The organism is Microlunatus capsulatus, assembly GCF_017876495.1.
In the GTDB taxonomy this organism is placed as follows: domain Bacteria; phylum Actinomycetota; class Actinomycetes; order Propionibacteriales; family Propionibacteriaceae; genus Microlunatus; species Microlunatus capsulatus.
The window spans coordinates 1351615-1375010 of record NZ_JAGIOB010000001.1 but is presented as its reverse complement, the minus strand read 5'-3'; the positions used below and the strand labels follow the sequence as shown (position 1 = coordinate 1375010).

General features: G+C 75.6%; 20 protein-coding genes. 15 read left to right on the top strand and 5 right to left on the bottom strand.

The window, feature by feature from the left end:
- Genes iolD through JOF54_RS06325 form a run of 5 tightly spaced genes read left to right on the top strand, consistent with a single transcriptional unit; the run spans position 1 to position 6412 of the window.
- Positions 1–1950, top strand: coding sequence for a 3D-(3,5/4)-trihydroxycyclohexane-1,2-dione acylhydrolase (decyclizing) (gene iolD / locus JOF54_RS06345; RefSeq protein WP_210053996.1), 1950 nt, complete (start codon positions 1–3; stop codon positions 1948–1950).
- A gap of 47 nt (positions 1951–1997) precedes the next feature.
- Entirely contained in the window at positions 1998–2915 is a 918-nt protein-coding gene (locus JOF54_RS06340) for a TIM barrel protein (RefSeq protein ID WP_210053994.1), read from the top strand.
- Positions 2912–4003 (top strand): Gfo/Idh/MocA family protein, encoded by a 1092-nt coding sequence (locus tag JOF54_RS06335; RefSeq protein WP_210053992.1) that lies wholly within the window; start codon positions 2912–2914, stop codon positions 4001–4003. Before JOF54_RS06340 ends, JOF54_RS06335 begins: the two co-directional genes overlap by 4 nt.
- A complete protein-coding gene (locus JOF54_RS06330; protein WP_210053990.1) occupies positions 4000–4899 on the top strand; it encodes a sugar phosphate isomerase/epimerase family protein in 900 nt (299 codons plus the stop codon). The genes JOF54_RS06335 and JOF54_RS06330 overlap by 4 nt, the downstream gene beginning before the upstream one ends.
- Positions 4900–4918: 19 nt before the next feature.
- The gene (locus JOF54_RS06325) at positions 4919–6412 is read left to right on the top strand and encodes a CoA-acylating methylmalonate-semialdehyde dehydrogenase (protein ID WP_210053988.1); all 1494 of its coding nucleotides are present in this window, start codon (positions 4919–4921) and stop codon (positions 6410–6412) included.
- 16 nt (positions 6413–6428) lie between these two features.
- Here JOF54_RS06325 and JOF54_RS06320 read toward each other — a convergent pair whose 3' ends face one another.
- Positions 6429–7142 (bottom strand): TIGR03089 family protein, encoded by a 714-nt coding sequence (locus tag JOF54_RS06320; protein WP_210053986.1) that lies wholly within the window; start codon positions 7140–7142, stop codon positions 6429–6431.
- A gap of 87 nt (positions 7143–7229) precedes the next feature.
- Between JOF54_RS06320 and JOF54_RS06315 the strand changes: the two genes are divergently transcribed.
- On the top strand, positions 7230–8309 hold the full coding sequence (locus JOF54_RS06315; RefSeq protein WP_210053984.1) for a mannose-1-phosphate guanylyltransferase: 1080 nt from the start codon (positions 7230–7232) through the stop codon (positions 8307–8309).
- Between the two features lie 939 nt (positions 8310–9248).
- Here JOF54_RS06315 and JOF54_RS06310 read toward each other — a convergent pair.
- The 3 genes from JOF54_RS06310 to cofD all read right to left on the bottom strand — a co-directional run bounded on the left by JOF54_RS06310 (position 9249) and on the right by cofD (position 12038).
- Positions 9249–9989, bottom strand: a complete 741-nt coding sequence (locus JOF54_RS06310; protein WP_210053982.1) for a thioredoxin-like domain-containing protein — start codon at positions 9987–9989, stop codon at positions 9249–9251.
- 160 nt (positions 9990–10149) lie between these two features.
- Positions 10150–11046, bottom strand: coding sequence for a coenzyme F420-0:L-glutamate ligase (locus tag JOF54_RS06305; protein WP_210053979.1), 897 nt, complete (start codon positions 11044–11046; stop codon positions 10150–10152).
- On the bottom strand, positions 11043–12038 hold the full coding sequence (gene cofD / locus JOF54_RS06300) for a 2-phospho-L-lactate transferase (RefSeq protein ID WP_210053977.1): 996 nt from the start codon (positions 12036–12038) through the stop codon (positions 11043–11045). The genes JOF54_RS06305 and cofD overlap by 4 nt, the downstream gene beginning before the upstream one ends.
- An 87-nt stretch (positions 12039–12125) precedes the next feature.
- Between cofD and JOF54_RS06295 the strand changes: the two genes are divergently transcribed.
- The 4 genes from JOF54_RS06295 to JOF54_RS06280 all read left to right on the top strand — a co-directional run bounded on the left by JOF54_RS06295 (position 12126) and on the right by JOF54_RS06280 (position 18456).
- Complete coding sequence (locus tag JOF54_RS06295; protein WP_210053975.1) at positions 12126–12854, top strand: hypothetical protein; 729 nt, start codon at positions 12126–12128, stop codon at positions 12852–12854.
- A gap of 270 nt (positions 12855–13124) precedes the next feature.
- The gene (locus JOF54_RS06290) at positions 13125–13379 is read left to right on the top strand and encodes a WhiB family transcriptional regulator (RefSeq protein WP_245359191.1); all 255 of its coding nucleotides are present in this window, start codon (positions 13125–13127) and stop codon (positions 13377–13379) included.
- A gap of 155 nt (positions 13380–13534) precedes the next feature.
- Positions 13535–16831: a glycosyltransferase gene (locus JOF54_RS06285; RefSeq protein ID WP_210053970.1), complete on the top strand. Its 3297-nt coding sequence runs from the start codon at positions 13535–13537 to the stop codon at positions 16829–16831.
- A complete protein-coding gene (locus tag JOF54_RS06280; protein ID WP_210053968.1) occupies positions 16831–18456 on the top strand; it encodes a DUF5719 family protein in 1626 nt (541 codons plus the stop codon). The genes JOF54_RS06285 and JOF54_RS06280 overlap by 1 nt, the downstream gene beginning before the upstream one ends.
- Before the next feature lie 266 nt (positions 18457–18722).
- Here the strand turns inward: JOF54_RS06280 and JOF54_RS06275 are convergent, their stop codons facing one another.
- Positions 18723–19169, bottom strand: coding sequence for a metallopeptidase family protein (locus JOF54_RS06275; protein ID WP_210053966.1), 447 nt, complete (start codon positions 19167–19169; stop codon positions 18723–18725).
- Positions 19170–19267: 98 nt separating this feature from the next.
- On the opposite strand from JOF54_RS06275, the gene JOF54_RS06270 reads away from it, so the two are divergent.
- The 5 genes from JOF54_RS06270 (at position 19268) to JOF54_RS06250 (ending at position 23383) form a co-directional block, all read left to right on the top strand.
- Positions 19268–19639 carry a DUF3499 domain-containing protein gene (locus JOF54_RS06270; RefSeq protein WP_210053964.1) on the top strand — a complete coding sequence of 124 codons (372 nt, stop codon included), beginning with the start codon at positions 19268–19270 and terminating at the stop codon, positions 19637–19639.
- 82 nt (positions 19640–19721) lie between these two features.
- The gene (locus JOF54_RS06265) at positions 19722–21074 is read left to right on the top strand and encodes a phosphomannomutase/phosphoglucomutase (RefSeq protein WP_210053963.1); all 1353 of its coding nucleotides are present in this window, start codon (positions 19722–19724) and stop codon (positions 21072–21074) included.
- Between the two features lie 57 nt (positions 21075–21131).
- A complete protein-coding gene (locus JOF54_RS06260; protein ID WP_210053961.1) occupies positions 21132–21320 on the top strand; it encodes a Trm112 family protein in 189 nt (62 codons plus the stop codon).
- A 4-nt stretch (positions 21321–21324) separates the two neighbouring features.
- Positions 21325–22347 carry an SIS domain-containing protein gene (locus JOF54_RS06255; RefSeq protein ID WP_210053960.1) on the top strand — a complete coding sequence of 341 codons (1023 nt, stop codon included), beginning with the start codon at positions 21325–21327 and terminating at the stop codon, positions 22345–22347.
- A gap of 52 nt (positions 22348–22399) precedes the next feature.
- Positions 22400–23383 (top strand): cation diffusion facilitator family transporter, encoded by a 984-nt coding sequence (locus tag JOF54_RS06250; RefSeq protein ID WP_210053958.1) that lies wholly within the window; start codon positions 22400–22402, stop codon positions 23381–23383.
- The last annotated feature ends 13 nt before the right edge of the window (positions 23384–23396 follow it).

Genomic DNA, 23396 nt, shown 5'->3' with positions numbered 1-23396 from the left:
ATGCCCCGAACCGTGAACCTGACCGTCGCCCAGGCGATGGTCAAGTTCCTCAGCGTCCAGCACTCCTCCTCCGACGGGGTGGAGGAGAAGCTGTTCGCCGGCTGCCTCGGGATCTTCGGCCACGGCAACGTGGCCGGCTTCGGGCAGGCGCTGCTGCAGGCCGAGCTGGCGCGTACGGGGGGGCGCGGGGGGGTCGTCCCCCTCGGGAACGACACCGAGGAGCCCGACGCGCTGCCGTACGTCCTGGGGCGCAACGAGCAGGCGATGGTGCACACCGCCGTCGCCCACGCCCGGATGAAGGAGCGGCGGCAGACCTGGGTGGTCTCCACCAGCGTCGGACCCGGCGCGACCAACATGGTCACGGGCGCCGCGCTGGCCACCATCAACCGGCTGCCCGTGCTGCTGGTGCCGGCCGACACCTTCGCCGACCGGGCCGCGTCGCCGCTGCTGCAGGAGCTGGAGCAGCCCTCCGCCGGCGACGTCACCGTCAACGACTGCTTCCGGCCCGTCTCGCGCTACTTCGACCGGATCTGGCGGCCCGAGCAGCTGCCGTCCGCGCTGCTGAGCGCGATGCGGGTGCTCACCGACCCGGCCGAGACCGGCGCCGTCACGCTCTGCCTGCCCCAGGACGTGCAGGCCCAGGCCCACGACTGGCCCGTCGAGCTGTTCGAGCGGCGGGTCTGGCCGATCGCCCGGCCGCTGCCCGAGCGCGCGGCGCTGGAGCGCGCCGCCGAGCTCATCCGCTCCGCGCGCCGGCCGCTCGTCGTCGCCGGGGGAGGGGTGCACTACTCCGGCGCCACCGACGCCCTGGCCGCGTTCTGCGACGCGACCGGCATCCCCGTCGGGCAGACCCAGGCCGGCAAGGGCACCCTCGTCTTCGACCACCCGCAGTGCCTCGGGGCGGTCGGGGCCACCGGCACCACGGCCGCCAACGCCGTCGCCGCGGAGGCGGACCTGGTCATCGGGATCGGCACCCGCTACTCCGACTTCACCACCGCCAGCCGGACGGCGTTCGCCGACCCCGACGTCCAGTTCGTCAACGTCAACGTCGCCCGGATCGACGCCGTCAAGCACGCCGGGCTCGCCGTCGTCGCCGACGCCCGCGAGACGCTCGAGGCGCTCACGGCGCTGCTGGCCGGGCACGCCGTCGACGAGGCCTACCGGTCCCGGTACGCGGCGCTGGACGCGGAGTGGGACGCCGCCGTCAGCGCCGCCTACCGGCCGGCGACGTCGGGGTCGGAGGGCCGGCTCACCCAGGCGGAGGTGATCGGGGTGGTCAACGAGCTCTCCGACCCCCGTGACGTCGTCGTCTGCGCGGCCGGCTCGATGCCCGGGGACCTGCACAAGCTGTGGCGGACCCGCGACCCGAAGGGTTACCACGTCGAGTACGGCTACTCGACGATGGGCTACGAGGTCGCCGGCGGGATCGGCGTCCGGCTGGCCTGCCCCGACCGCGACGTGTTCGTCCTGGTGGGCGACGGCTCCTACTTGATGATGGCCACCGAGCTGGCCACGGCGGTCCAGGAGGGCGTCAAGATCATCACCGTCCTCGTCCAGAACCACGGCTACGCCTCCATCGGCGCGCTGTCGGAGTCGCTGGGCTCGCAGCGGTTCGGCACCCGCTACCGCTACCGCGACCCCGCCTCGGGCCGCCTCGACGGCGACGTGCTGCCCGTCGACCTGGCCGCGAACGCCGCGAGCTTCGGCCTCGACGTCGTCCGCACCACCACCGTCGCCGAGCTCGCCGACGCGGTCACGGCGGCCAAGGCCTCCGAGCGCTCGACGGTCATCCACGTCGAGACCGACCCCCTGGTCAGCGCCCCCGACTCCGCGTCCTGGTGGGACGTGCCGGTCAGCGCCACCTCGACGCTGTCCTCCACCCAGGAGGCCCGCCGCACCTACGAGGCGCACAAGACCGCCCAGCGGCCCTTCCTCCGCCCCACCCGCTAGCCCCCGTTCCCCACCCTCCCCACCCCAGCGACGACGCAGGAGACGCAGTGGCATCGACCCTCACCATCGGCACGGCCCCCGACTCGTGGGGGGTGTGGTTCCCCAGCGACCCGGCGCAGGTGCCGGCCAGCACCTTCCTCCGCGAGGTGGCGGAGGCGGGCTACGAGGCCATCGAGCTGGGGCCCTACGGCTACCTGCCGACGGACCCCGAGGAGCTCCGCGGCGAGCTCGACCGGTACGGGCTCTCCGTGCTCGCCGGCACCGTGTTCTCCCGGCTGCACCAGCCCGACTCCTGGGACTTCACCTGGCGCCAGGTCACCGACGTCGCCGCCCTCACCCGGGCGGTCGGCGGGCAGCACGTCGTGGTCATCCCGGCCATGTACCGCGACGAGAAGACCGGCGCGCAGCTGGAGAGCCCCGACCTGACGGCCGAGCAGTGGGAGCGGCTGACGTCGCAGACCGACGAGCTGGGCCGTCGGGTGCGGGAGGAGTACGGGCTGGCGCTCCAGTTCCACCCGCACGCCGAGAGCCACGTCGGCTACCAGCCCGACGTGGAGCGGTTCCTCGAGTCGACCGACCCGGCCGCGGTGAACCTGTGCCTGGACACCGGTCACATCGCCTACTACGGCGGGGACTCCGTCGAGCTGATCACCCGCTACCCGGAGCGGATCGGCTACGTGCACCTCAAGCAGGTGGACCCGGCGGTCATGGAGGTGGTCCGCGACAAGGACGTCGTGTGGCCCGAGGCCGTCCGGATGGGTGCGATGACCGAGCCCCCGCTGGGCGTGCCGGACATGCCGCCGGTCCTCGAGGCGCTGGCCGGGCTGGGCCGCGACCTGTCCGGGATCATCGAGCACGACCTCTACCCCTGCCCGCCGGACCTCCCGCTGCCCATCGCCCGGCGCACCAAGGCCTACCTGTCGGCCTGCAGCGACGTGCAGCTCGCGATGGGGGAGATCCGATGAGCGCCGCGCCCGACGAGGCCGGCCGGGCCCCGCTGGCGGAGCTGCGGGTGGCCGTGCTCGGCGTCGGGGTGATGGGCACCTTCCACGCCGAGGCGCTCAGCACCCGGGTGCGCGGGGCGCGCGTCACCGTGGTCAACGACTGGTCGGCCGAGCGCGCGGCCGTCGTGGCCGACCGGGTCGGCGCGCGGGTGGTCGAGGACCCGTTCGAGGCCATCGCCGCCGACGACGTCGACGCGGTGCTGGTCGCCAGCCCGGGCGCGGCCCACGACGCGCAGGTCGGCGCCTGCCTCGACCGCGGCCTCCCCGTCCTCTGCGAGAAGCCGCTGACGACCGACGTCGCCTCGGCCCGCGCGCTCGTGGAGAAGGAGCGCGCCCTCGGCCGCCGGCTGGTCCAGGTCGGCTTCATGCGCCGCTTCGACCCCGAGTACGTCGCGCTGAAGAAGCTGGTCACCGACGGCGACCTCGGCAACCCGCTGATGGTGCACTGCACCCACCGCAACCCCCACGTGCCCGAGCACTTCAACTCCGAGTTCATGATCAGGGACTCGGTCGTGCACGAGGTCGACGTCGCCCGTTTCCTGCTGGACGAGGAGATCACCAGCGTGCAGGTGATCGCGGGGGTGGCCACGGCCAGCGCCCCGGCCGGCACCCACGACCCGATGCTCGTGGTCTTCAGGACCGCGTCGGGCCGGGTGGTCACCGACGAGATCTACGTGCGGTCCGGCGTGGCCTACGAGGTCCGGACCGAGGTCGTCGGCGAGCGCGGCAGCGCCACCATCGGGCTCGACCAGAACCTCGTGGTCCGGCGCACCGACGGGCGCTGGGGCGGCACCCTGACCCCCGGCTTCGTGGAGCGCTTCGGCCAGGCCTACGACCTCGAGCTGCAGCGCTGGGTCGACGCCGCCCGGCGCGGGACCGTCGACGGCCCCGGGGCCTGGGACGGCTACGCCGCCGTCGCGGTCTGCGAGGCCGGGGTGGAGGCCGTCCGCACCGGCGCCGAGGTGCCCGTCGTCCTCGAGCCCCTCGACGGCGCGCCGGCCGCGCCGCCCGCGGGCGTGCGCGCCCCCGACCTGGAGGCCGCGCGGTGAAGCTGGCGCTGGACCCGCAGATGTTCTTCGCCACCCATCGCGTCCACGAGCTGCCCGACCTCGTCGCGAGCCTGGGTTACGCCTGGATGGAGCTGTCGCCGAAGGCCGACTTCCTCCCGTTCTTCCGGCACCCCCGGGTCGATGACGCCGGGGTGCGGAGGCTGCGGAAGGTGGCGGCCGACGCGGGCGTCGGGATCGCCTCGCTGCTGCCGGTCCAGCGCTGGTCGGGTCCGGGGGAGGACGAGCGGCAGGCCGCCGTCCGGGCCTGGCGGCGGACGATCCAGATCGCCGTCGACCTCGGGGTGGACACCCTGACGAGCGAGTTCAACGGCCGGCCCGAGGCCGCGGAGCACGCCGAGGCGCAGTTCCTGCGCTCCTTCGACGAGCTGGCGCCGGTCCTCGAGCGCGAGGGGATCAGCCTGGTCCTGGAGCCGCACCCCGACGACTTCGTCGAGGACGGCCTCGACGCCGTCGGCCTGGTCCGCGGGCTCAACCGGGACTGGGTCGGCTTCCTCTACTGCACCCCGCACGCCTTCCACCAGGGCCACGACGCGGCGACGGTGATCGCCGCGGCCGCGGAGAAGGTGCGCTACGTGCACCTGGCCGACGCCTTCGACCACACGGCGTCGCACGGCCTGCGCTACATCACCAACCCGCCCGGCAACGCCGTCCGGGTCCACCAGCACATGGAGCTGGGCCGCGGCGAGGTCGACCACGACGCGGTCTTCGCCGCGCTGGCCGACGTCGGCTTCGACGGGGTGGTGTCCAGCTGCGTCTTCGGCTTCGAGGAGGACGCGCGCGGCATCTCCGAGCGCCAGCGCGACAAGGCTGTGGCGCTGATCGAGAAGCACGTCGGGAACGGTGCCGGCACTCGGCTCCTGCCCGCCGCCCACTAGGAACGACGAAGGACAACACATGGCATCCACGCTTCACCACTGGTGCAACGGCACCTCCTTCGAGGGCACCGGAGGCCGGTTCTCCGACGTGACCAACCCGGCGACCGGCGAGGTCAGCGCGCAGCTGGCCCTGGCCTCGTCCGAGGACGTGAACACCGTGGTCGCGGCTGCGGCGGCAGCGTTCCCCGGCTGGCGTGACACGTCGCTGGCCAAGCGGACGCAGGTGCTCTTCGCCTTCCGCGAGCTGCTCAACGCGCGCAAGCCCGAGCTGGCCGCGATCATCACCGCCGAGCACGGCAAGGTGCTCTCCGACGCCCTCGGCGAGGTGAGCCGCGGCCAGGAGGTCGTCGAGTTCGCCTGCGGCATCCCGCACCTGGTCAAGGGTGCCTTCACCGAGAACGCCTCGACCCGGGTGGACGTGCACTCGGTGCGCCAGCCGCTCGGCGTCGTCGGGATCATCTCCCCGTTCAACTTCCCGGCGATGGTGCCGATGTGGTTCTTCCCGATCGCCATCGCCGCCGGCAACACCGTCGTGCTCAAGCCCAGCGAGAAGGTGCCGACGGCGGCGCTGTGGATGGCGCAGCTGTGGAAGGAGGCCGGCCTGCCCGACGGCGTCTTCAACGTGCTGAACGGCGACAAGGTCGCCGTCGACGGCCTGCTGACCCACCCCGACGTCGCCTCGGTCTCCTTCGTGGGCTCGACGCCGATCGCGCGCTACGTCTACGAGACCGGCACCCGCCACGGCAAGCGCGTGCAGGCCCTCGGCGGGGCCAAGAACCACATGCTCGTGCTGCCCGACGCCGACCTCGACCTGGCCGCGGACCAGGCCGTCAACGCGGGCTACGGCTCGGCGGGGGAGCGGTGCATGGCCATCTCGGCCGTGCTGGCGGTCGAGCCGGTCGCCGACGCGCTGGTGGAGAAGATCCGCCAGCGCACCGTCGGGCTGCGGACCGGCGACGGCACCCGGGGCTGCGACATGGGCCCGCTGGTCACCGCGGTGGCCCGGGACCGGGTCGCCGGCTACGTCGACGCCGGGGAGGCCGCCGGGGCCACCCTCGTCGTCGACGGCCGGGCCGTGCAGCCCGACAGCGAGGGCGAGGGCTTCTTCGTGGGCCCGACGCTGTTCGACCACGTGACCACCGACATGAGCATCTACACCGACGAGATCTTCGGCCCGGTGCTCGCCGTCGTCCGGGTCGGCTCCTACGCCGAGGGCGTCCGGCTGATCAACGAGAACCCCTACGGCAACGGGACGGCCATCTTCACCAACGACGGGGGCGCGGCCCGGCAGTTCCAGAACGAGGTGAGCGTCGGGATGATCGGCATCAACGTGCCGGTGCCGGTCCCGATGGCCTACTACTCCTTCGGCGGCTGGAAGAACAGCCTGTTCGGCGACAGCCACGCCCACGGCGTCGAGGGCGTGCAGTTCTTCACCCGCGGCAAGGTCGTCACCACCCGCTGGCTCGACCCGAGCCACGGCGGGCTGAACCTGGGGTTCCCGCAGAACGAGTGAGGCGACGGGCGGCGGCTCAGGCCTCCGCCCGCTCCTCCTGCGCCAGCCGGTCCAGCGTCGCCGGCTCGGCGGGGCCGTCGACGACGACGCTCGACCCGCCCGCCACCAGCGGTCGCAGCACCGCGGCCAGCGCCGTCGCGAAGGGCCCGGTGGGGCGGACCAGCCGTCGGCCCGCGGGTCCGGCCGCGGCACCGGCGTCGACGAGCCCGGCCTGGCTGAGTCGTCGCTCCGCGTCGGACCAGGCGGGGCCGTCGGCGGGCTGCCGGACCGCGGGGTAGACGTCGGACTGCCCCCGGACCTCCAGGGAGTAGTCGAGCACCGGGGTGGGCAGGGGGGTGCCGAACGGCAGGCCCAGCGGGTGCAGCGAGCAGGCGACGACGTCGACGCCCGCCGCGGCGGCCGGCTGCCAGTCGGGGCCGGTGACCACGAGGGCCGCGTCGCCCGGGTCCCCGCCGACGCCGACCTCGGCGCCCACCTGCCAGCAGGCCAGCTGCCAGACCGCCGTCACCCAGTGGCCGGGGGCGGCCTCGGCCAGCGGCAGCGCGACGACGTCCCCGGGGGTCACGTCCAGCTCGTCGAGCAGGTGGCTGGTCTTGTCGACCCAGTTGAGCAGGGTGACCGCCGAGAGCTCGGTGCGGGCGCCGGTGCTGGGCTGGTACCAGGTGAGCAGCGGCTCGGCCCCGGCCGTCAGCGCTCGACGGCGGAGGAGGGCGCTGACCGTGTCGCTCATCGGGCCACCGTAGTGGCCGACGACGGCGCGCCGTCCGTCGCGGGCGCGCGACACCGTGCCGTCACGCCGTCTCGCTAGGGTGCCGCCATGCGCTACGTCCTCATCATGGCCGGCGGCTCCGGCAAACGGCTGTGGCCGCTGTCGCGCCAGGACATGCCCAAGCAGCTGCTGAAGGTCCTCGGCGGCAAGAGCCTGCTCCGGATCGCCTACGAGCGGCTGGAGGGGCTGGTGCCGCCCGAGCGGGTGCTGGTCTGCACGGGGGCCGACTACGCGCACGTCGTCGCCGAGGAGCTGCCCGAGGTGCTGGCGGAGAACATCCTGGGCGAGCCCGAGGGGCGCGACTCCCTCAACGCCGTCGCCTGGCCCGCGGCGGTGCTGGCGGCCCGCGACCCGGAGGCCGTCGTCGCGGTGGTCACCGCCGACCAGATCATGCACCCCGTCGAGGCCTTCCAGACCGCCCTGGCCGAGGGCTTCGCCGTCGCCGAGGAGGACCCCGGCGCCCTCGTCACCTTCGGCGTCGTCCCCACCTCCGCGCACACCGGCTACGGCTACCTGCGGCACGCCGACGCCCTGGCCGGCCACCCGGACGTGCACACCGTCGCGGAGTTCAAGGAGAAGCCCGACCTCGCGACGGCGCAGGGCTACCTGGACTCCGGCAGCTACTGGTGGAACGCCGGCATGTTCGTCTGGCGGGCAGCCACCCTGCTGGAGCAGCTGGCGCAGCTGCACCCCGACACCCACGCGCAGGTCACCGCACTGGCCGCGGAGCCCGACCGGCTCGCCGAGATCTACCCGCGGCTGCTGAAGATCAGCGTCGACTACGCGGTGATGGAGCCCGCCAGCCAGGGCCGCGGCTCCGGCCACGTCGTCGCCGTCCGGCTGCCGATCACCTGGCACGACGTCGGCGGCTTCGCCTCCCTGTCCGAGCAGCTGCCGCGCGACGCGCAGGGCAACGCCACCCAGGGCGTCAGCGTGCTGGTGGACGCCCGCGACAACCTCGTCATCAACCACGCCGAGGACGGCCGGCTGGTCGCCGTCGTCGGGCTCAGCGACACCGTCATCGTCCAGACCCCGCAGATCACCCTCGTCTGCCCCGTCAGCGAGGCCGAGCGGATCAAGGAGCTCGTCGCCGAGGTGACGGAGCGGCTGGGCCGCAGCTACGCGTGATCTTGGACCTCGCTCCGCTCGGTCGCGGATCCCGCTCGGGTCCGCTGCCTTCCTCCCTCCTCGGCAGGACGAAGAGCGTGTCCTGCCGGTCCGGTCGTCCAGGCAGCGGCGCGGGATCCGGGTGCCCCTCGGGTTGAGCGCGTGGGGCGCTGAGCGGCTGGCTGGTCGTTGCGCGGCCTGAGCTTGTCGAAGGCCCTTCGACGGGCGCAGGAGGCGGTGGGACGGCCAGCGGCGCACGCATCTGCGGACTTCCGCCATCCCTGCCGGCCCTGCGCCTGTCGTCCTCCCGCAGTTGGGGGGCGTGGCCGCCCGCGGGCTGCGAGTGCTGAGGATCTGCACCTCTGGGCGCCCCTTCGGCGCGGTCTTTCAGCACTCGCTGAGCTCGAGCGCACTCGGCGGCGCGACCACGCACTTGCTGCGGGCATCCGACACCCCTGCCGGCTCAGCGTCTGTCGTCTTCCCGCAGTTGCGCGCGTGGCAGCCCGCGGGCTGCGAATGCTGAGAATCTGCACCTCTGGGCGCCCCTTCGGCGCGGTCTCTCAGCACTCGCCGAGCTCGGGCGCACGCGGCCGCCCGGTCACGCACTAACTGCGGGCTCCCGCACCCCTGCCGGCCTGGCGCTTGTCGTCCCCCGCAGTTGCGCGCGCGGCCGCCCGCGGGCTGCGAGTGCTGAGAATCTGCATCTCTGGGCGCCCCTTCGGCGCGGTCTTTCAGCACTCGCCGAGCTCGGGCGCACGCGGCCGCCCGGTTACGCACTAACTGCGGGCTCCCGGCACCCCAGCCGGCCTGGCGCTTGTCGTTCTCCCGCAGTTGCGCGCGCGGCCGCCCTCGGGCTGCGAGTGCTGAGAATCTGCATCTCCGGACGTCTCTTCGGTGCGGTCTTCCAGCACTCGCCGAGCTCGGGCGGCCGACCCGACCCGACCCGCGAGCAACCCCGGGTCAGGCGCCGTTGGGCTCGGGGGAGTTGACGACGGGGTACTGGGTCATGAAGTCGGCGATGGCGGCACCGCTGACCTGGCCGCAGGCCTGGCGGACGCCCTGCTGCTTGGTGGTGTCGGCGGGGTTGGCCGGGTCGGCGGTCCAGCGGGTCAGGACGACGTCCTTGCCGTCCGGGAACGGGCCGCCGTCGGCCTCGGACCAGGGGGCGGCGATGAACTTGTCGGCCGGGTCGTAGTCGTCGCTGCCGAAGGTCTTGGCGATGTCGCTGAGGGTGTCGACCTGGTCCTGCGGGGCCTCGGCGCGGTACCAGACGACGGTGTAGCCGTGCTCGAGGTTGTGCACCAGGGTCTCGACCTGAGGGCGGTCGGCGGTGGAGTAGAAGTGCTTGGTGAACGGGGCCGGGGTGGCGTAGTGCGGACCCGAGTCGGGCGGGAACCGGTCGTAGGTCACCTTGGTGCCCTCGGCGACGTGCTCCTGGTTGCCGGTGGCGGGGTTGCTGGCCGCGGGGTCGCAGCCGGCCGCCGAGGCCGCCGGGCCGAAGTCGGTGATGGTGGCGTTGCGGGCCTTGTAGTCGTCGACGAACAGGTAGACGGGGTAGGCCAGCAGGGCCAGCGCGAGCACGCCGCAGATGGCGAAGAGGCCGATGGTGCGACGGCGCTGCTCGGCCTTGCGGGCGGCCTCGAACGAGGCCAGCCGGTCCCGACGGCTCGTGCCGGGCGCGGGCGTGGGGGACTTGGCCACCGGTACTCCTCCAGGGCCCACCAGGTGCGCGGGGGCGCGGTGGGGTCGACGGTTCGCGGGCGGCACGGGGCGGGTGCCCCGCGCGCCGGGGGCCGAGTCTAACCGCTGGACCTGGGCCGACGGCCCTCCGCGAGCGGCCGCCGGCGCCGTCCCCGGGCGGTCAGCGCAGGTCGGCGGCCAGCAGCGCGCGGACCAGCGCGACGGCCTGCGGGCCCAGCGGCTCGCCGTCCGGACCGGTCCCGGCCAGCACGGCGGCGGTGCGCTCGGGCTCGTCCAGGGCGACGACCTCCTCGTACCGCTCCGGCTGGCCGGTGGCCGTCAGCGCCGCCAGCAGCACGGCCTCCCGGGCGCCGCGGGAGAACATGTCCTGGCCCGGGTCGCGGACCAGCGCGCGGGCGGTGCCGTCGGGCCCGCCCACCGGCTGCACGAGGTGACCCAGGCCGCGGACCACCGCGACGGGACGGCCGGCCAGCTTGCCCTTGACGAGGTCGGCGGCCCCGGCCACCTCGTCGGCGACGGCCATCGCCGTCACCTTGAGGTCGTTGCCGTAGCCGTCCTGCCGGCCGGCGTAGCGCTCCAGCACGCGCAGCCCGGCCGCGCCGATGGCCTGGTCGGTCTGCCCCTCGCGCCAGGCCCGGCCCGCGGTGTCGGAGACGACGACGGCCAGCGCCAGCCCGGTCCGGGCCGCCAGGGCGGCCAGCAGGTCCGCGGCGTCGGCGTCGGGGTCGGCGGGCAGCACGAGGACCGTCCCGGCCGCGACGTTGGAGGCGTCGACGCCGGCCGCGGCCAGGGTGAGGCCGTGCCGGGTGCGGACGATCCGGGTCGGCCCGCGACGGGCGACGGTGCGCACCGTCTGCTCGTCGACCGCGGCCTCCCGGTCGGCGCCCGGGCGGGCCAGGCCGGCGGCCTTGCTCAGCACCTTGGAGGTGACGACGACGACGTCGCCGTCGACGAGGGGCCCGTGCGGGTCGGCCGCGACGGTCCGCAGCACGAGGTCGGCCAGGTCGGTGCCGACCACCACCTCGCCGGCGCCGTCGGGGGCGAAGACGGTGATCACGCGGGGGGGGCCGACCCCGTCGGCAGCCGGTCGAGGGCGTGCCGGACGAAGGCGGCGGTGGCGTCGGCGTCGGCCATCACGAGGTCGGTGGTGGTCACGGCGAGGCCGCCCCGGCGCACCGCGTCGGCCGAGCCCGCGTCGCGCTCGTCCATCACCCAGAGGTCGAGCACCCCGCCGGCGTCCCGGGCGCCGTAGTGCAGCCCGACGGCGGCCGCGTCGACCTCCACGCCGATCGCGGGCAGCAGCCGGTGCGCCATCCCCAGCACCGGCGCGCCGCCGAGGATGCCGGCGAAGCCGACCACGGGGGCCGGCGTCGCCCGGAGCGCGTCCCGGAGCCCCGGCACGGCGAGGATCGGGCCGATGGAGACGACGGGGTTGCTGGGCGCGACGAGCACGAGGTCGGCGCCCGCCAGCGCGGCGAGCACCGCGGACGTCGGCCGCGCGGCGTCGATCCCGACGCGGACCACCTCCAGCGCGTCCGGGGCGGCGCGCAGCCGCACCCAGTACTCCTGGAAGTGCACGGCGCGCCGGCCGGCGGGGGAGCCCGGGTCGGCGATGACGACGTGGGTCTCGACGCGGTCGTCGCTCATCGGCAGCAGCCGGATGCCGGGGTCGGCGGCGAGCCAGCGGGCCGTCAGCGCCTGCGTGACCTCGGTCAGCGGGTAGCCGGCCTCCAGCATCTGGGTGCGCACCAGGTGGGTGCCGATGTCCAGGTCGCCGAGGGAGAACCAGCTGGGCTCCACCCCGTAGGCGGCCAGCTCGCCCAGCACGTTCCAGGTCTCCCCGAGCCGGCCCCAGCCGCGCTCGTCGTCCCCGCCGCCGCCGAGGGTGTACATCATCGTGTCCAGGTCGGGGCAGATCCGCAGGCCGTGCATCGTGATGTCGTCGGCGGTGTTGCCGATGACGCTGATGGTCGCCCCGGGGTGCGCCCGGCGCACCCCCTGCACGAACCTCGACCCGCCCACGCCGCCCGCCAGCACCACGATCTGCACCGGCCCAGTCTCCCAGGCGCCGGGCGGCCGCCCGACCCCGCCCGCGGCCGGTCCCGGCGCGGGGGCGGGCCGCACTAGGGTGCCCGCATGGAACGGGTGCAGCGCTGGCGCGAGCCCGCGGTCGTCGTCGTGGTGCTGGTCCTGCTGGTCCGGCTGGTGCTGGTGGCGGCCTTCGCGGTCAGCACCCTGCGCCTCGGGGTGGGCGCCGCGCCCGACGCGGCCTACCTGGCCAGCCGCCAGCTCGCCGACCCGACGCCCTACGTCGTGCTCGCGGCGCTGGTGCTGGCCTGCCACCTCCGCCCCGCCACCGCGCACGCCCGGACCCTGTCCGCGGTGGCCGCCGGCGTCGGTGGGGTCGGCTTCGTGCTGGTGCTCGCGCTGGCCGTCTACGGCTACACGACCTACGCCGCACCCTTCAGCCAGCTCGACCTCGCCGACCGGCTGGACGCCGCCGTCGTCCCGCTGCTGGCGGTGGTCCTGCTCGTCGCGCTGGCCGCCCGGCCCGCACCGGCGGCGGCCGGTGCGCTGGAGCGCGGCCGGCCGGCCGACGTCGCCGACGGCGCACCGGCCGCCCCCGCCCCCGACCCGGCGCTGGAGCCGACCTGGACCCCGGACGCGGCCGCCGGCGCGGCGTGGACCACGGCGGGGGAGGCGGCCAGCGGGCGTCCGGCCACCGGATGGGGCACCCCGACCGGCACGGGCTGGGAGGTGCCGCGGGCCCTCGACGCGTCAAGGACTGACGAAAGCCGCGCTGACCAGGGGGATCACCCACCCGCCGACGAGGGCGGGCACCCGTGGGGCCGGCCCGTCCAATAGCACGTCAGGGGTCCGGCGTACAGCGGGCGCTATAGCAGGTCCGCACTTGACGAACCGGTATTGACGGGCATGTAATTCCACCAGTGTCATTCGCCGTACCGGCCCGGCGCCCGTGCTCAGGTCCCCCGACCCGCACAGGACGTCGGTGGGGGCTGCCGGGGTGGGCGGGCGACCGAGCCGACGCCCTCACGGCCCGCGAAGTCGTGGTGGTCCGGCTCGACACACATTTGCGGGGTCGAGGAGGCACAGATGCAGGAACTGGCACAGCTCATGCCGGAGCTGGTGGACGAGAGCGACGACGAGGGTCTGCTCGGCTGGCAGGAGCGCGCGCTGTGCGCCCAGACCGACCCGGAGGCGTTCTTCCCCGAGAAGGGCGGGTCCACCCGCGAGGCCAAGAAGGTCTGCCTCTCCTGCGACGTCCGCGGTGAGTGCCTGGAGTACGCGCTGCAGAACGACGAGCGCTTCGGGATCTGGGGCGGGCTGAGCGAGCGCGAGCGGCGCAAGCTCAAGAAGCGCGCGGTCTGAGGTCCCCCGGCGAGCGCCCGCGTCCGTGGTGACGCACGGCTGCATCGCCTAGGGTAGGGGCCGCCCGACCGGGCGCCCCGGCCCGCCGCACCCCCTGCGGGAGCGCGCTGACCAGGGGAGACACCGACCACGCAGCAGGGGACAGCGCTCAGCGGATGGACAGCTCGACGGGTGGCGGACCGCGCACGGACCGACGGCGGAGTGGTGAGGACGACGCCTTCGCCGCTCTGCGCTCGGGTCCCTTCGGCGGCTCTGCTGACGACTCCGACCCTTGGTCCTGGGCCGCGCAGGAGCCCGTTCCCCCGGCTGAGCGCGACGTCTCCTCGGCCCACGTCACCGCCGTCCTGGTCGCCTTCGATGCGGCCCGCTGGCTGAGCGCCACCCTCGACGGCCTCGAGGCCCTCACCCGTCGGCCCGAGCGGCTCATCGCCGTGGACAACGGCAGCGACGACACCACCGCCACCCTGCTGGAGCGGGCCCGCGACCGCGGCCTGCTGCACGCGGTCTACCGCGGCGAGCTGGGGCGCGGCTTCGGCGACGCCGTCCGCTCCGCCCTGGAGCAGGACCGCACGGCCACCCTCGAGGACAGCGGCACCCGGCTGCTGCGGCCCGCCAGCGGCCACGAGAGCCGCTGGCTGTGGCTGCTGCACGACGACGCCGTCCCCGCCCCCGACGCCCTCCAGCAGCTGCTGGCCCACGCGGTCGGTGAGCGCCTCGACATCACCGGACCCAAGCTGCTGCTCCCGCGGCGGCGCCAGGCCGGCCAGCAGATCAGCGAGGTCGGCGTCAGCATCTCCGGCACCGGCCGCCGCGAGCTGGGCGTGGACGTCGGCGAGATCGACCAGGGCCAGCGCGACGAGCCGGCCGAGCGGCTCGGCGTCTCCACCTGCGGGATGCTGCTGCGGACGGCGGTCTGGAACGACCTCGACGGCCTCGACCCGGCGCTCCCCGTCTTCCGCGACGGCGTCGAGCTGGGCTGGCGCGCGCACCTCAACGGCTACCGGGTCGTCACCACCCCGCAGGCGGAGATGACCCACCGCCAGGTCGGCCGCGCCGGGCTGCGCCCCCGCGGGGTCACCGGCCGCCGGCCGGGCCGGCTCGACCGGCTGCTCGGCATGCTCGTCGTCGCCGGCCACGCCCCCGCCCGCGCGCTGCCGCTGGTCTGGCTGCGGCTCGTCTGGAGCTGCCTCGTGCACGCGGTCGGCTACCTCGTCGGGAAGGTGCCGGGCCGGGCGCTGGACGAGGTGCTGGCGCTGGGCTCCTTCGTCGCCCACCCGGGCCGCCTGCGCGCCCTGCGCCGGCGGACGGCCACCATCGAGCCCGCGCCGGGCACCGCCGAGGTCGTGCAGGCCCTCCGGCCGCCGTGGTGGAGCAGCCTGCGGGTGGCGGCCGAGGCCGTCAACGGCGCGCTGTCGGACCGCTACCGCTCGGTGGCCGGGGAGGTCGAGGGCACCAGCCTCGACGAGCTCACCGGCGACGACTTCAGCACCGTCGCCGAGGACCGCACCCGCAACCCCTGGCTGAGCCCGGTGGTGCTCACCCTGCTGCTCCTGGTCGTCGCGAGCCTCGTCGCCGCGCGCGGCGTCCTCGGCACCGGGTCGCTGGCCGGCCCCGCCCTGCTGCCCGCCCAGGACACCCTCGGCGCGCTGTGGGCCTCGGTCTGGGACGCGGTGCCGGGGGCGCCCGGCCAGTCCAGCCCGCCGTGGCTGGCGCTGGCCGCCGTCGCCTCGACCGTGCTGGCCGGCCGGCCCGAGTGGTTCACCACCCTGATGGTCTGCGCCGTCGTGCCGCTGGCCCTGCTCGTGGCCTACCCGGTCGTCCGCCGGGTGGTGGCCGACCGGCGGCTGCGGCTCTGGGTCGCCCTCACCTACGCCCTGCTGCCGGCGCTGCTCGGCGGCACCAACCAGGGCCGGCTCTCGCTCGGCGTCGTCGCGCTCACCCTGCCGCTGCTGGCGGCGGCCGTGCGCGCCCTGGTGCTGCGCCGGGTCCGCACGCCCGAGGCCTGGCGGGGTGCCTGGGGCTCGGGCGTCGCCCTGCTCGTGCTCGTCTGCTTCGAGCCGTCGCTGATGGCCTTCGCCCTGGTCGCCGGGGCCGCCGGCGCGGTCGCCCTGCGCCGCAGCCCGCGCAAGATCGGCCGGATCGGCATCGCCCTGGGCCTGCCGCTGGTCGTGCTGCTGCCGTGGTGGCCCAGCCTGATCCTCGAGCCCGGTCGGCTGCTCGTCGGACCGGACGCCGCACTGCAGGGGGCACCGCCCGCCGCCGAGGTCTGGCAGCTGGCGCTGGGCCGCGACGTCGGTCCCGGCCTGCCCCCGCTCTGGCTCGGCGCCGTGGTCTTCGGCGTGGTGTGGGCGCTCGCCCTCGGCGGGCTGGTCCGCCGGGCCGACCGCAAGCTCGTCCTCGTCTGCTGGTCCGCCGCGCTCCTCGCGCTGGCGCTGGCCGTCGTGCTCTCCCGGCTGGTCGTCGCCGTCCCGCCGCTCGGCACCGAGGTCCGGCCGTGGGTGGGCCCGCAGCTGCTCATCGCCTTCGGCGCGCTCGCCCTGGGCGGCGCGGTGGGCGTGGACGGGCTGACCCGCGACGTCGGCCGCCGCAGCTTCTCGCTGCTGCAGCCCGCCGCGGTCCTCGGCGGCGTGGCGATCGCCGTGGTGACCCTCGGCGGCGCGGCCTGGTGGGTGGGGGCCGGCGTCGCCGGTCCCGTCGACCGGGTGGGCCTGGACGCGCTGCCGCCCTATGTCCGCAACGCCATGGTCGGCGACACCCGCACCCGGGTGCTGGCCGTGGACCTCGCCGGCGACGACGCCCGCTTCTCCGTGCTCGCCGACCGCCAGCTGCGGCTGGGCGACGCCGACCGCGGCGGCGCCTTCGGCGGCTCGGCCGCCGCCCAGCAGGAGGCCCAGGACCTCGTCGTCCGCCTCGTGGCCGGGACGGCCGACTCCGACATCGCCCCGCAGCTGGGCGCGCTCGGCGTCGGCTACGTGTGGGTCCAGGGCGCCACCGAGGAGGAGCGGGCGCGGATCGACAACACCCCCGGCCTCGGCGCGGCCAGCGGCGACGACGGCGCGACGGTGTGGCGCCTCGAGCCCGCCGTCAGCCGCAGCGTCCTCGTCGACGGCGCCACCCGGACTCCGGTCGCCGGCGGCTCCGCCGTCGTGCCGCCCGGCGGGGAGGGCCGCCAGCTCCTGCTGGGCGAGGCCGTTGACCGCCGCTGGGAGGCCACCCTGGACGGGCAGCCGCTCGCGCGCGTCGACGCCGGCTGGCAGCAGGGCTTCGCGGTGCCCGCGGCGGGGGGCCAGCTGGTCTGGTCGCTGCCCTCGGTGTCCCACTGGTTCCTGCCGGCCCAGGGCCTGCTGGTGGCCGTCGCGTGCGTGCTCGCCGCCCCGGCCGTCCGGCGTCCCGAGGTCCGGGACCCCACGAAGTCGGCCCGCCGGGCCGCGACCCTGGCGGAGGTGGGCTGATGTCGGACTACAGCGGAGAGCGGATGCGCGACCGTCGCGGCGTCCGGACGGCCGTGGCCGGCCTCCTGGTGGCCCTGGCCCTGGTGCTGGTGCTCGGCGGCGGCAGCCTGCTGGGCGCGCGCAGCGCCGCCCCCACGACCGCCGCCGGCCTCGTCGTCGGCCGGACCAGCGCCGTCTGCACCGCCGGCGCGGCGGACACCCTGCCCTCGCCGACCGCGACGCCCACCCCGGGCGGGAGCACCAGCGGCGAGCCGGGCGGCAGCCCGACGCCGTCGGACCCCGCCCCCAGCCCGACGCCGTCGGCCTCGCCGTCCGCGTCACCCACCCCCTCGGCCAGCGCCTCCGCTGACGGCGACGCCCCGACCAGCACCGTCTCGGCCGTGGCCGCGGCGCAGGGCGCGGCGTCGGGCACCGGCTCGCTGACCGGCGCCCCGCTGGCCGGCGGCGCCGGGGACCTCGAGGTCACCCAGCCCGGCAGCGGCGCGGTGCAGACCGGCGTCGGCGCCCCGCTGCTGCTCACCGGCGAGGGCGCGCTGGCCACCGCGGGCAGCGGCGCCGTCACCAGCCAGGAGGACGGCGGCGAGACCGCCGGCCTGATGGCCGCCCCGTGCCTGGTGCCCGGCACCGAGCAGTGGTTCGTCGGGGTCGGCTCGCGCGACAGCGACCGGACCGAGCTGGTCCTCAGCAACCCCGACGACGCCCAGGCCGAGGTCGACCTCCGCTTCTTCGGCCCGCAGGGCCGGGTCGTGGTGCCGGGCAGCCCCGGGGTGGTCGTCAGCGGCCGCTCGTCGCGGGCCGTCTCGGTCAGCAGCCTCGTCGACGCCGACGGCCCGCTGAGCGTGGCCGTCCGGGCCAGCGAGGGCCGGGTGAGCGTGGCCGCCCGCCGCATCCGCACCGACGACCTCAGGCCCGCCGGCGCGGACTGGCAGGTTCCCTCGGTCGCCCCCGGTCCCGCGGTCGTCGTGGCCGGGGTGCCGGGCGACGTCGGCGCGCGCTCGCTCGAGGTGGTCAACCCCGGGCCCGACCGGGCCTCGGTCTCGGTCGAGGTGCTGGGCCTCAGCGGCCCCTTCGCCCCGGCCGGTGCCGACGTCGTCGAGGTCGCCCCGGAGAGCACCGCCAGCGTCGCGCTGGAGTCGGGCCTGGCCGGGGAGTCGGCCAGCGTCCGGCTCAGCAGCACCACCCCGGTCAGCGCGGCCGTGGTCTCCACCAGCAGCCGCGAGGACGCCCAGGCCGACCTCGCCGTCCAGTCGGCCCTGCCGCCCCTGGTCCGCCAGGGGGTCAGCGCCGTGGGCGCCGGCAGCGGGTCCACCGCGGCCGAGCTCGTCCTCAGCAACGGCGGTGACGCCGACGCCCAGACCTCGTTCCGCGAGGTCAGCTACACCGGCGTCGTCCTCCGCGAGGACGACATCCTGCTGGCCGCCGGCGGCACCGCGACCCGGCGGCTCACCGGCACCGGCCCCAGCTACGTCGTGGTGGACGTGCCCGACGGCTCCTCGGTCGTCGGCTCGGTCATCCTGACCCAGCCCGAGGGCGACGTCGCGGGCCTGGCCACCCTCCCGCTCACCTCGCCCGACGTCGCCAGCCGGGCGCCCTCGGTCGAGCAGGACCCCGCCGTCGCGCGCTGAGCGCGGGCTCGCGGAACGCAACGCCCCGCGCCCTCACCCGCACCCTCAGCCGCACCCGCTCCCTGAGCCTGTCGAAGGGCCTTCGACAGGCTCAGGCCGCGGTGGTCTGCTCAGCCCGCGGGGTCGCGTCACGCTCCCTGAGCTCGTCGAAGGGCCTTCGACGAGCTCAGGCCGCGGAGGTCTGCTCGGGCCGCGGGGTCGCGTCACGCCCCCTGAGCTCGTCGAAGGGCCTCCGACAGGCTCAGGCCGCGGACTCGGCGGACGCGCTAGTCGTCGTCCTCGTCGCTCAGCCCGTCGGGGTCGAGCTCGTCGACGCTGCGCCCGGTGAGGGCGGCGAGCTGCTCGACGACGGTGCGGTGCACCAGCAGCGCCAGCCCGCGGCGGCTGCTGGCCCGGTGCTCCAGGGGGCGGCGGTAGACCACGAGCTGGGCGGGACGGTCGGCCGTCGCCTCGACGGCGAGCGCCAGCGGCACGTGCGGGCCGGTCCACGACGGCTCCAGCACGGGCACCTCCTCGATCCCGAAGGCGACCTCGGCGACCGCGTCGGGGCAGGCCCGGGCGACCCGCTCGACGGCGGCGTGCACCGCCTCGTGGAAGGCCTCGGCCGGGCTGGCCGGGCGGGGCGGGTTGGCGGGCCGGCCGGCCAGCGGCGACGGGGCGGCGAGGGGGCCGCGCAGGCCCCGGCCGTGGCGGTCGCGGCGGCGGTTCGACATGGCGGCCACTCTAGGCCGCCGGGGCCGCTCCGCCGGCTGCGCGACCGGCCACGCGAGCCTCCCGGGCGCCGGGGCGGGCGGCGGGTAGCGTCGCGCAGGTGAGGTCACGAAGGTGTTCGCGGTCGGGGTGCTCGGAGCCGGCGACCTCCACCCTGACCTACGTCTACAGCGACTCGACTGCGGTGCTCGGCCCGCTGGCCACCCAGGCCGAGCCGCACTGCTACGACCTGTGCCGCACCCACGCCACGGCGCTGTCCGCGCCGCGCGGTTGGGAGGTCATCCGGCTCGCCGCCGACCCCGACCCGCGGCCCAGCAGCGACGACCTGCTGGCGCTGGCCGACGCCGTCCGCGAGGTCGGGCTGTCCTACGACCCGCCGCCGCCCGGCGAGGAGCCGGCCCGGACCCGTCCCGGGATCGTCGAGCTGCGCCGTCGCGGCCACCTGACGGTGCTCGCCGACCCCGACGCCTAGACCGGCGCGCGGCGGTGACGCGGTCCCACGCCGGGGCTCGGTCGACCGGGGACGTCACGACGTCCCCGTATGATCCGCACCGATGATCACCGAGGGAATCTTCAAGGCCAACGACATCCGCGGCGTCACCGAGGGCCCCGACCCCGAGTGGGACGAGGCGGGGGCGACGGCCGTCGGCGTGGCCCTGGTCGCCGTGCTGGGTCTGGGCGCCGGTGACCAGCTGGTGCTCGGCCGCGACATGCGGGTGAGCGGTGAGCGGATGTCCGCCGCGTTCACCGAGGGCGTGCTGAGCCGGGGCGTCGACGTCCTCGACATCGGCCTGGCCAGCACCGACGAGCTGTGGTTCGCCTCGGGCCGGCTGGACCTGCCCGGCGCGATGTTCACCGCCAGCCACAACCCGGCCGCCTACAACGGCGTGAAGTTCTGCCGGCCGGGCGCGAAGCCGATCGACCCGGCCCAGCTGGTCGAGATCGCCCGGCTCGCCCAGGGCGCGCAGCCCGTCCCCGCCGCCACCCGCGGGACCCGCACCGAGCAGGACCTGCTGCCGGCCTACGCCGAGCACCTGCTCTCCCTCGTCGACCTCACCGGGATCCGCCGGCTGACGGTGGTCGCCGACGCCGGCAACGGGATGGCCGGGCACACCCTGCCCGCCGTCCTCGGCACCCTCGACCTCGACCTGGTCGGCCTCTACACCGACCCCGACGGCACCTTCCCGAACCACCAGCCCAACCCGCTGGAGCCGGAGAACCTCGTCGACGCCCAGGCCGCGGTCCGCGAGCACGGCGCCGACCTGGCCCTGGTCTTCGACGGCGACGCCGACCGCTGCTTCGTCATCGACGAGCGCGGGGAGGTGGTGACGCCCTCCACGGTGACGGCGATGATCGCCCGCTCCGAGCTGGCCCGCGAGCCGGGCAGCACCGTGGTCTGCAACAAGATCACGTCCTGGTCGGTGCCCGAGATCGTCCGCGAGCTGGGCGGGGAGATCGTCATCACCCGGGTCGGCCACACGTTCGTCAAGGCCGGGATGGCCGAGCACGGGGCGATCTTCGGCGGCGAGCACTCCGCGCACTACTACTTCCGCGACTTCTGGGGCGCCGACACCGGCATGCTGGCCGCGCTGCACGTGCTGGCCCTGCTGGGACGCTCCGACGAGCCGCTGTCGGCCCTCAGCGCCGAGTACACCCGCTACGTCCCCTCTGGCGAGCTCAACTCCACCGTCACCGACGCGCCCGCCGCGATCGCCCGGGTGGAGGAGGCCTTCGCCGGCCGCGGCACGGCCGACCACGTCGACGGGCTGACCGTCGCGGGGGAGGACTGGTGGGTCAACGTCCGGCCCAGCAACACCGAGCCGCTGCTCCGGCTGAACGTCGAGGCGCGGACGCAGGACATGATGGAGTCCCTGCGCGACGAGGTGCTCGCGCTCGTCCGCCGCTGACCCCGGTCGCGCGGACCGCGCACCGCCGGGCACCGACCGCACGACCGAAGGAGAACGATGGCTGTCGAGCTGGCTCCCGAGCTGCTGGAGATCCTGGCCTGCCCCCACTGCCACGGCGCGCTGGCCGTCGACCACGAGCGCGAGGAGCTGGTCTGCCTCGCCGCCGACTGCGGTCTGGCGTACCCCGTGCGGCAGGGCATCCCCGTGCTCCTCATCGACGAGGCCCGCCGGCCCGACGCCGGCTGACCCCGTGTTCGAGGACTCGCTGCTGGAGGACCGCTCCGCGCTGGAGGGCGCCGACGCCGTGCTGCGCCGGCTCGCCGAGGCCGGCGCCCGGGTGCGCCGGGAGGCCGCCGACGCCGAGCGGCCGCTCGCCACCCTGACCGACGACGTCCGGCCGCGCGCCGTCATCGCCGCCGGCTCGGAGGCGCGGCTGCTGCGCGCGGTGCTGGAGCCCGTCTGCCCGGTGCCGTTCGTCGCCTGGCCCGCCCACGGCCTGCCCGGCTGGGTCGGCGCGCTCGACCTCGTCGTCGTGATGGCGAGCGACGGCGCCGAGCCGGGCGTGGTGGCCACGGTGCACGAGGCCGTCCGCCGCGGCTGCCAGCTGCTCATCGCCTGCCCGCCGGCCTCGCTGGTCGCCGAGCACGCCGCCTCGCGCTCCACCGTGCTGCTGCCGACCTCGGCCGCCGACCCGCTGTCGGCGGCGGTGGTCACCCTCGCCGGGCTGCAGCGCCTCGGCCTGGGGCCGGTCGTCGACCCGCAGGCCGTCGCCGACGCCCTCGACCAGGTCGCCGCCGACTGCTCCCCGTTCCTCGACGTCTCGGAGAACCCCGCCAAGGACCTCGCCGTCAGCCTGGCCGAGGCCCAGCCGCTGGCCTGGGGCGGCACCGTGCTCGCCGCCCGCGCGAGCCGTCGCGTCGCCGAGGCCCTGCGGGCCGCGAGCGGGCGCGCCGCGCTGGCCGCCGACGCCGACGAGCTGCTGCCGATCCTGGAGTCCCAGGTCCCGCGCGACCCCTTCGCCGACCCCTTCGAGGACGACGCCGACGCCGACCGCCGGCCCGCCCTCGTGCTGCTCGACGACGGCAGCCAGGACAGCCTGGTCCGCCGCGACCTCAACCGGCTGCGCGCCGCCGCCGAGCACCAGGACGTGCGGGTCTGCACCGTCAGCCAGCACCACGGCTCCGACGTCGAGCGCTACGCCCACCTGCTGCAGACCGGCATGTTCGCCGCGGTCTACCTGGCCGTCGGCCTCGGCCGCTACGTCGACCTCTGACCCGCTGCCCGGCCTCCGGCGGAGCCGTCGGCGGGTCTGAGAGGATCCGGGCGTGAGCACCGAAGGTGGGACCAGGGCCGTCGTGGCCGCGCTGACCGCGAACCTCGCCATCGCGGCGACCAAGTTCGGGGCCTGGGCGCTGACCGGCGCCTCCTCGATGCTGGCCGAGGCCATCCACTCGGTGGCCGACTCCGGCAACCAGGTGCTGCTGCTCGTCGGCGGCAAGCGGGCCCGCCGGGCGCCGACGGCCGAGCACCCCTTCGGCTTCGGCCGCGAGCGCTACGTCTTCGCGTTCCTGGTCTCCATCGTGCTGTTCAGCATCGGCGGGGTCTTCGCGCTCTACGAGGCGTACCACAAGTACGAGGAGATCCAGGAGGGCCACGGCAACGAGCTCCTCGACAGCCGGTGGTGGTGGGTGCCGCTGGCCGTGCTGGCCGCGGCGATCGTCGCCGAGTCGCTGTCGTTCCGGACGGCGGTCCGCGAGGCCAACAAGTCCCGCGGGAAGCAGAGCCTCGGCCGCTTCGTCAAGAGCGCCAAGGCCCCCGAGCTGCCCGTCATCCTGCTCGAGGACTTCGCCGCGCTCGTCGGCCTGGTCTTCGCGCTGTTCGGCGTGGGGCTCACGCTGCTCACGCGCAACGGGCTGTTCGACGTCGTCGGCACGGCGATGATCGGCCTGCTGCTCGTCGCCGTCGCCATCTCGCTGGCCTACGAGACCAAGAGCCTGCTGCTGGGGGAGTCCGCCGGGCCGGAGGCGGTCCGGAGGATCGAGGCCGCGATCACCGGGACCCCGGGCGTCGAGGGGCTCATCCACATGAAGACGCTGCACCTCGGTCCGGAGGAGATCCTGGTCGCCGCCAAGATCGCGGTGCCGGCCGCGGAGACCGCCGGCGAGGTCGCCGAGGCCATCGACGCGGCCGAGCGGGCCATCCGCGAGGCCGAGCCGATGGTGACCGCGCTCTACCTCGAGCCGGACGTCTTCCACGCCGACTACACCCCCGCGCCGCGGCCCGAGCGGCCGGGTGCCCCGGCGCACTGAGACCGCCCCGCGG